The following is a 7209-nucleotide window of genomic DNA, read 5'->3' as shown; positions in this document are numbered from 1 at the left end:
TTCCACTTCAATTTAATCAGATATAACAATGCTAAATGGCTTGGTTGTCATTGATTTCGATGATTTTCACCAATTTTTAAAAGGATTAAGCTATTCAAGTGCAATCACTAAACCTAGTTGCAATTAGGTTTAGTTGTCTGCTATCCTCTCGACGCCTATACAAATCTCTTTACGAAGTATCATTAAAAACACCTCGACAATTACGCCATTGCACCCACAAGAACAACGAAGTATTCTTCGCCACTTCTTGGGATACAGCACTAATAAATGCGCTGTTATATAGCCAGTAGTTGCACAAAGCCATCAACATGACCTTATCGATACCCTCCGCCGACGATATATGCGAGTGGCTGCTCAATGCGGGCGCACTTCAGCCCGCCGACATGCAGCGCGCGGCCAGGCTGGGGATGGCCCAAGGCTTTGGCGAGGACGAAACGCTGCACACGCTGTTGCGCCTGGGGGCGGTAAAAGACGGGCAGATGGCCAACGCCTATGCGCAACTGATGGGCGTGCCCAGGCTGGGCGCCGCGCCCATCGCAGCGGTCGCTTGCGCACCTGAACGCTTTGCCCGCAACTTTGCCGTGCTCACCCTCCACGAGAGCCCGACTCACCTGTGCGTCGCCGCCGGCGTCCCGCTGAGCCCCTATGCCATCGCGGCGCTGGGCTACCGTGCCGACAAACCGGTCGAGCTGGTGATCGCCACCGCCGATGAAATGACCAGCCTGATCGAGCAGGTGCATGGCGCCGGCCGCTCGGCGATGGGCGCCCTGATCGAAGCCCTGGACGATGAGGCGATCGCCGAAGGCGACATCGAGCAACTCAAGGACATGGCCTCCGAGGCACCGGTCATCCGCCTGGTGAACCTGATGCTGCAGCACGCGGTGGACCAGCGGGCGTCCGATATCCATGTCGAACCGTTCGAGAACCAGCTCAAGGTCCGCTACCGCGTCGACGGCGTGCTCACCGAAGGCGAGGCGCCGCCCGCGGGCTACGCAGCCGCCGTCATCTCGCGGCTGAAGATCATGGCCCGCCTGGACATCGCCGAGCGCCGCCTGCCCCAGGACGGGCGGATCATGCTGCGCATCCAGGGCCGCGAGCTCGACCTGCGGGTCTCCACCGTGCCCACCAGCTTTGGCGAGTCGGTGGTGATGCGCCTGCTGGACAGGCAAACCGTCAGCTTCGACTTCGCGAGCCTGGGCATCGAGGGCGCGACCCTTCGGACCATCGAGCAACTGCTGGCGCGCCCTCACGGGATCTTCCTGGTCACCGGCCCGACCGGCTCCGGCAAGACCACCACGCTCTACACCGCGTTGTCCGGGCTGAACACCGAGCAACGCAAGATCATCACCGTCGAAGACCCGGTCGAGTACCAGCTGGCCGGAATCAACCAGATCCAGGTCAAGCCCGCGATCGGCCTGGGTTTCGCCGAGGCGCTGCGGTCGATTGTCCGCCAGGACCCCGACGTGATCATGATCGGCGAAATGCGCGACCTCGAGACCTGCCGCATCGCGATCCAGTCGTCGCTGACCGGGCACCTGGTGCTGTCGACGCTGCCCACCAACAGCGCCGCGGCGAGCCTGACCCGCCTGCTGGACATGGGCGTCGAAGGCTACCTGCTCGCCTCGACCCTGCAGGGCATCCTGGCCCAGCGCCTGGTGCGCCGGCTCGACCCGGCAACCCGCATCAGCTTCGAGGCGCCGGCCGAACTCATCGAGCGTCATCAGCTCGCGCGCTACACCGAGCAGCGGCCGATCCTGCTGTATCGCCCGGACGAGCAAGGGCCGGGCGGTGGCTACCATGGCCGCAGCGCGATCACCGAGCTGCTGGTGATGGACGAGGACATGCGCGGCCTGCTCATGCGCCAGACCGATGCCGCCACGCTCGAAGCCGCCGCCCGGCACAAAGGCCTGGTGACGCTCTATGAGGATGGCCTGCGCCAGGCCCTGGCCGGCGTCACCTCGCTCGAAGAAGTACTGCGCGTCACAGGGGGGGACTGAGGTGCCGGTCTTTTCCTACACCGCCCTCGACCCGGAGGGCCGCAAGCATCAGGGCCAGCTGGAAGTCGCCGACCAGGACGATGCCGCGCGGCAACTGCAACAACGCGGCCTGCTGGTGGTGAGCCTCAGGCCCGGCAGCCGCCTGCTGCGTCCCAGCCGCCAGCGCAGCGTGTTCAAGGCCATGGAGCTGATCACCATTACCCAGCAGCTCACCACCCTGATCGGCGCCGGCCAGCCGCTGGACAAAGCCCTGACCACGGTGCTGAAAAACCTGCGCAGGCCCGAAGCGCGTTCGCTGCTGGAGCGGGTGCGTGACCAGGTGAAAGCGGGTCAGCCGCTGTCCCAGGCGCTGGAGGAGCACCCGGCGACCTTTTCGCCCTTCTATACCAGCCTGATCCGCGCCGGTGAGGCCGGTGGGGTACTGGCGGTGACGCTGGCGCAGCTCGGCGCCTATCTTGAGCGAAGCCACTCACTGCGCGGCGAGGTCATCAACGCGCTGATCTACCCGGCCTTTCTGGTCATCGGTGTGATCGGTTCGCTGGCGTTGCTGCTGGCCTATGTGGTGCCCCAGTTCGTACCGATTTTCCAGGACCTGGGTGTGCCCATTCCTTTCATCACCCAGGCGATCCTGGCGCTGGGCGAGTTCGTCAACAGCTGGGGGCTGGCAAGCCTGGGCGCCGTGGCCGGGGCGGTCTGGCTACTGCTGGCCGGGCGGCGCAACCCGCAGCGACGCATCGCCCAGGACCTGCGCATCTGGCGTAGCCGCCTGGCCGGTCCGCTTTTGCAGTGGCTCGAGACCGCGCGGCTGACGCGCACCCTTGGCACCCTGCTAGGCAACGGCGTGACGCTGCTGTCGGCCCTGTCCATCGGCCGCGACGTCAGCCTCAACCAGGCACTGCGCGCCCATGTCGAGCGCACCACCGAGGCGGTCAGGCAGGGCAGCGGCCTGGCACAGGCGTTTTCCAGCGGCCCCCTGTTGCCGGAACTCGCCTTGCAGATGATCGAGGTCGGCGAGCAGTCGGGGACCCTCGGCGCGATGCTGCTCAAGGTCGCTGACGTCTACGACCTGGAAGCCAAACGCACCATCGACCGCCTGCTCGCGGCGCTGGTACCAACATTGACCATCGTCATGGCGGTGATGGTGGCGGCGATCATGCTCGCCATCATGCTGCCGCTCATGAGCCTGACCAGCAATATCTAGGAAATCATCCATGCGCTCCCTGAAGAGATCCAACGCCCGGCAGGCGGGCTTTACCCTGCTCGAAATGCTCGCCGTCATCGTACTGCTGGGCATCGTCGCAACCATCGTCGTGCGCCAGGTCGGCGGCAACGTCGACAAGGGCAAGTACGGCGCCGGCAAGGCGCAGCTGGCCAGCCTGAGCATGAAAGTCGAAAGCTATGCCCTCGATGTGGGCGCGCCGCCCACCAGCCTCGAGCAGTTGCTGAACAAGCCGGCCAATGCCAGCCGCTGGGCCGGGCCTTATGCCAAGCCCTCGGACCTGGCCGACCCGTTCGGCCATGCCTTCGGCTACCGCTACCCTGGCAACCACGGCACGTTCGACCTGATCTTCCTCGGCCAGGACGGCGCGCCGGGCGGCGAAGGCTACAAGGCCGACCTGGGCAGCTGGGAATAAACCGTGACGGCGCAGCGCGGCTTCACCGTGTTCGAACTGCTGATCGTCATCGTGCTGGTGGGCGTTGCCGCGTCGATCCTGGCGATCGGCATCGGCAAGGGCGTGGCCCAGGCCAATGAGCGCAGCGCCTTGGCGCATATGGTGTCGGCGCTGCGCAGTGCCCGGGTACAAGCCATCGCGACCGGGCAGCCGGTGCGGGCAAGGTTCGACCTCGACGGGCGCCGGGTAATGGCGCCAGGGCGCGCGCCTGCGAGCTGGCCAGAGACGTTCAGCGTGCGCCTGCAGACCGCCCGCGGCCTGGGCGCTGCCTACGCGTTCTACCCCGATGGCGCGGCCAGCGGCGGCAATGTCCTCATCACTCGCGGCAAGGCGCGCTGGCGGATCGACGTCAGCTGGCTCACCGGCGCCGTCACACTGCGGGTGCTGCCATGAGCCGCCAGCGGGGCTTCACGCTGCTGGAGATGCTAGCCGCCCTCGCCTTGCTGGTCGTCGCCTCGTCGATCCTGCTGGGCGCGTTCGCGCAGAGCAGCCGGTCGCTGGTGCAGGTCGAGCAGAGCGACCGGCACAGCGCTGCCGCCCGGTCACTGATGGACGACCTCGACCTCGGCGAGCTGACGCCGGGGCAGCGCCACGGCACGTGGCACGGCCTGGCCTGGGTGCTGGACGTCGCCCTGGAGCAGGCCGCGCCAGGACGCATCGAGCTGTACCGGCTCGACCTGTCGATCACCGAGGGGCGCCGGACTTCCCGCTACAGCACGCTGCGTGCCCGCTCCGCCGTGGCTGGCCCGTGAGGCGCCAGGCGGGTTTCACCCTGCTCGAGATTCTGGTGGTCATCAGCCTGCTGGGGTTGCTGCTGGGCCTGGTCGGCGCCGCGCTGGTGGGTTCGAATCGCGCGGTGGCCAAGGCGGAGCAGTACAGCGCCAGGCTGGACGCATTGCGTGCCACCCAGCGTTTCCTGCGCCAGTCGCTGAGCCAGGTGCTGCCCTTGAGCGCGCGCGCGGGCGATGGCACGCACACAACCACCTTCGAAGGCAGGCCGGACAGCGTCGTCTTCTACGCCCCCTTGTCCAGTTCGGTGGGCGGTGGACTGTACCGCCAGCGCCTGGTGCGGCGTGAGCATCGCCTGGAGATAGAGCTCGCCCGCCTCGACGGCCGGCGGCTACAAGCCTGGGGTGAGCCGCAGCCGCTGCTGGACGGCGTCACGGCGCTCTCGCTGAGCTACCAGGGCTATTCACCGCTGGGCAAGCCCACCGGCTGGCTGCGCGAGTGGCCGTGGCCGGAACGCCTGCCGCAATCGGTGCGGGTCGATGTGCAGCGCGACAGCGCCACGGCCTGGCCCACCCTGCAGGTCAACCTGCTGCTGGACCTGTCCGGCGACGGGGGCCGGCCGTGAGCCGCCAGCGGGGCGCCGCCCTGCTGCTGGTGCTGTGGGTCGTCGGACTGTTGAGCATCCTGCTCGGCGCATTGGCGGTTTCGGTGCAACTGCAGCAGCGTCAGTCGCTGTGGCAAGGCAACCAGACCCAGGCAGCCTTCGCAGCCCAGGCGGGTCTGAGTCTGGCGATAACCGGACTGCTGAGCGACACACCGATGCGCTGGCCTGCCGATGGCCAGGACCATGACCTGCGATTCGCCGACAGCACGCTGCGCGTCAGCGTGCGCAGTGAGCGCGGCAAGCTCGACCTCAATGCCGCGCCCTCGGCCAGCCTCGAGAAGCTGCTGCGCGCCTGCGGTGCCAGCGGACAGCGCGCGACAACCATCACCCAGTCGTTGGTGACACGGCGCAACAAGGTACCCCTGCGAATGCTTGAAGAATTTCGCGACATGCCCGGCATGAGCTACGCGATGTACACCCGGGCCCTGCCCTTCATCACCGTATGGTCCGGCGCTGCGCAGCCTGATCCGGCGCTTGCGCCGCCAGCGTTGGCCGCCGCCCTCGGCCTGCCCGGGAGCCGCGGGCTCGCGCTGGATGCCGGGCAGATCATGACGGTCACCAGCGACGCCACCCTGGCAAGCGGCTTCAAGGCCCGCCTGCAGGTCACGCTGGTGCTGCTGCCTGCCTACGCGGGCGGCAAGCCCTACCGCGTACTCAGGTGGCAGGAATGAGCCGGCTGCTGGAGCGTTTCCTGCCCGCCCTCGCCGCGCGGCACGCAGAGTGGCACGCAGAGTGGCACGCGCGCTGGGCCGACAGCCTCGGCCAACGCTGGCTGAAGGCCTGGCGGGTCGAGCTGGTCTCGATGCTGCCGCCCGCGCTCGCGGCCCGGCTGCGCGACGACGCGACCGAGCAGCTGCTGCCGTGGCCGTTGCCGACGCAGTGTGCGCCTGGGCGCCCCGCGGTGCTGCTGCTGTCCGCGCACCAGGTGATGCAGCAGCGCATCAGCCTGCCCATCGCCGCCGCCCGCAACCTCAAGGAGGTGCTGACCTACGAGGTGGACAAGTACATGCCCTACACCGCCGACCAGGTGCATTTCGTCGCCCGGGTCGTGCGCAGGCAGCCGCCCAATGCCGAGGTCGAACTGGTCGCCGTGGCACGTGCTGCCTTGACGATGATGCTCGATACCTGCCGCGAACGCGGGATCCAGGTGACGGCGATCGATGCCACTAACGCGGCAGGAGCGCGCTTGCAGGTCGACCTGCTGCCCGCGGGTACTGGCATCGCGCGTTCGCGTCCCGCGGCGCTGGATCGCTGGCTGTGGCTTGGCTGCCTGGCCTGCACGGTCGCCTTGGCGGCGGCCTGCCTCGACCGCCGCCAGGGCGTGCTGGACGCCATGCAGCGCGAGCTGGGCGCGCAGCGCCTTGAGGTACAGCGCGTCCAGCAGTTGCGGCAGACCCTCGACGACACGCTCGGCGCCTCCACCTACCTGGCGAGCCTCAAGGCGCAGCGGCCTACCCTCACCCGGGTGCTGGCCGACCTGAGCGCCTGTTTGGGTGACGACACCTGGGTGGATCACCTGGAAGTGCGCGACGGCGCGCAGTTGACGCTTTCCGGCCAGAGCATCCGCGCCAGCGCCCTGATCACCCAGGTGAAAGGCTGCCCGACCCTGCGCGAGGCGCAGTTCCAGGGAATCATCCAGACCGACAAGACCACCGGCCGCGAGCGTTTTTCCCTCAGCGCGCAACTTAGCCAGGAGGGCCCGCATGCGTCCACTCACTAGCCGGGAGCGCAAGATCGCCGCCCTAGGCGCGCTCGGGCTCCTCCTCTGGACGCTCTGGTCCGTGCTGATCGATGGCCTGTTCCTGGCGCCCCTTCGAAGCCTGGACGAGCAGGCCGACGCGTTGCGCGAGCAGCAGCGCCGCTATGCCAGCCTGATCCTGCAGCGGCCAGCCCTCGAAGCGTTGCTCAAGCGAACCCAGGACAGCCCGGCCCAGCGCAACAGCCTGCTGCCCGGCGACGACCCCAACGGCGTCGCCGCAGACCTGATGCAGCAGGTGGTGGAGCGGGTGAAGGCGCAGTCCGGCCTCGGCCCGGGCTGCGAGGTCACCCAACGCATGCCGGTCGCCGCCGCCGGTCAGGACCAGGCCGAACCGTACCGCCAGGTAAAAGTGAGCCTCACGCTCGCCTGCGCCATCGAGCCGCTGGC

The 7209-nt window shown here is 67.6% G+C and carries 9 protein-coding genes; all 9 read left to right on the top strand.

What is annotated here, in order from left to right; translation table 11 throughout:
• The first annotated feature begins 308 nt into the window (after positions 1-308).
• Positions 309-1997: a GspE/PulE family protein gene (locus tag VJS90_RS09090; RefSeq protein WP_324121172.1), complete on the top strand. Its 1689-nt coding sequence runs from the start codon at positions 309-311 to the stop codon at positions 1995-1997.
• 1 nt (position 1998) lies between these two features.
• Positions 1999-3198, top strand: coding sequence for a type II secretion system F family protein (locus tag VJS90_RS09085; RefSeq protein ID WP_324121167.1), 1200 nt, complete (start codon positions 1999-2001; stop codon positions 3196-3198).
• Between the two features lie 10 nt (positions 3199-3208).
• Complete coding sequence (gene gspG, locus VJS90_RS09080) at positions 3209-3631, top strand: type II secretion system major pseudopilin GspG (protein ID WP_324121164.1); 423 nt, start codon at positions 3209-3211, stop codon at positions 3629-3631.
• A gap of 3 nt (positions 3632-3634) precedes the next feature.
• A complete protein-coding gene (locus VJS90_RS09075; protein WP_324121162.1) occupies positions 3635-4063 on the top strand; it encodes a GspH/FimT family pseudopilin in 429 nt (142 codons plus the stop codon).
• Positions 4060-4422, top strand: a complete 363-nt coding sequence (locus VJS90_RS09070) for a prepilin-type N-terminal cleavage/methylation domain-containing protein (RefSeq protein ID WP_324121160.1) — start codon at positions 4060-4062, stop codon at positions 4420-4422. Before VJS90_RS09075 ends, VJS90_RS09070 begins: the two co-directional genes overlap by 4 nt.
• Entirely contained in the window at positions 4419-5024 is a 606-nt protein-coding gene (locus VJS90_RS09065; protein ID WP_324121158.1) for a prepilin-type N-terminal cleavage/methylation domain-containing protein, read from the top strand. Before VJS90_RS09070 ends, VJS90_RS09065 begins: the two co-directional genes overlap by 4 nt.
• Positions 5021-5734: a type II secretion system minor pseudopilin GspK gene (locus VJS90_RS09060; protein ID WP_324121156.1), complete on the top strand. Its 714-nt coding sequence runs from the start codon at positions 5021-5023 to the stop codon at positions 5732-5734. Before VJS90_RS09065 ends, VJS90_RS09060 begins: the two co-directional genes overlap by 4 nt.
• Positions 5731-6783, top strand: a complete 1053-nt coding sequence (locus VJS90_RS09055; protein ID WP_324121154.1) for a type II secretion system protein GspL — start codon at positions 5731-5733, stop codon at positions 6781-6783. The genes VJS90_RS09060 and VJS90_RS09055 overlap by 4 nt, the downstream gene beginning before the upstream one ends.
• Positions 6767-7209, top strand: a 443-nt coding sequence (gene gspM, locus VJS90_RS09050) for a type II secretion system protein GspM (protein ID WP_324121152.1), incomplete at its 3' end; no start/stop codon positions are given. The genes VJS90_RS09055 and gspM, both read left to right, overlap by 17 nt.

Origin of the sequence: Pseudomonas sp., from assembly GCF_035277045.1 — a bacterium.
Lineage (GTDB): Bacteria > Pseudomonadota > Gammaproteobacteria > Pseudomonadales > Pseudomonadaceae > Aquipseudomonas.
Note: the sequence above shows the minus strand (reverse complement) of the source record. Positions and strands in the feature narration are given on the sequence as shown.

Excerpts from the sequence above, each read along its gene's own strand:
- VJS90_RS09055 (WP_324121154.1), top strand. The coding sequence starts at position 5,731 with ATGAGCCGGCTGCTGGAGCGTTTCCTGCCCGCCCTCGCCGCGCGGCAC.
- gspG (WP_324121164.1), top strand. The coding sequence starts at position 3,209 with ATGCGCTCCCTGAAGAGATCCAACGCCCGGCAGGCGGGCTTTACCCTG.
- VJS90_RS09090 (WP_324121172.1), top strand. The coding sequence starts at position 309 with ATGACCTTATCGATACCCTCCGCCGACGATATATGCGAGTGGCTGCTC.
- VJS90_RS09070 (WP_324121160.1), top strand. The coding sequence starts at position 4,060 with ATGAGCCGCCAGCGGGGCTTCACGCTGCTGGAGATGCTAGCCGCCCTC.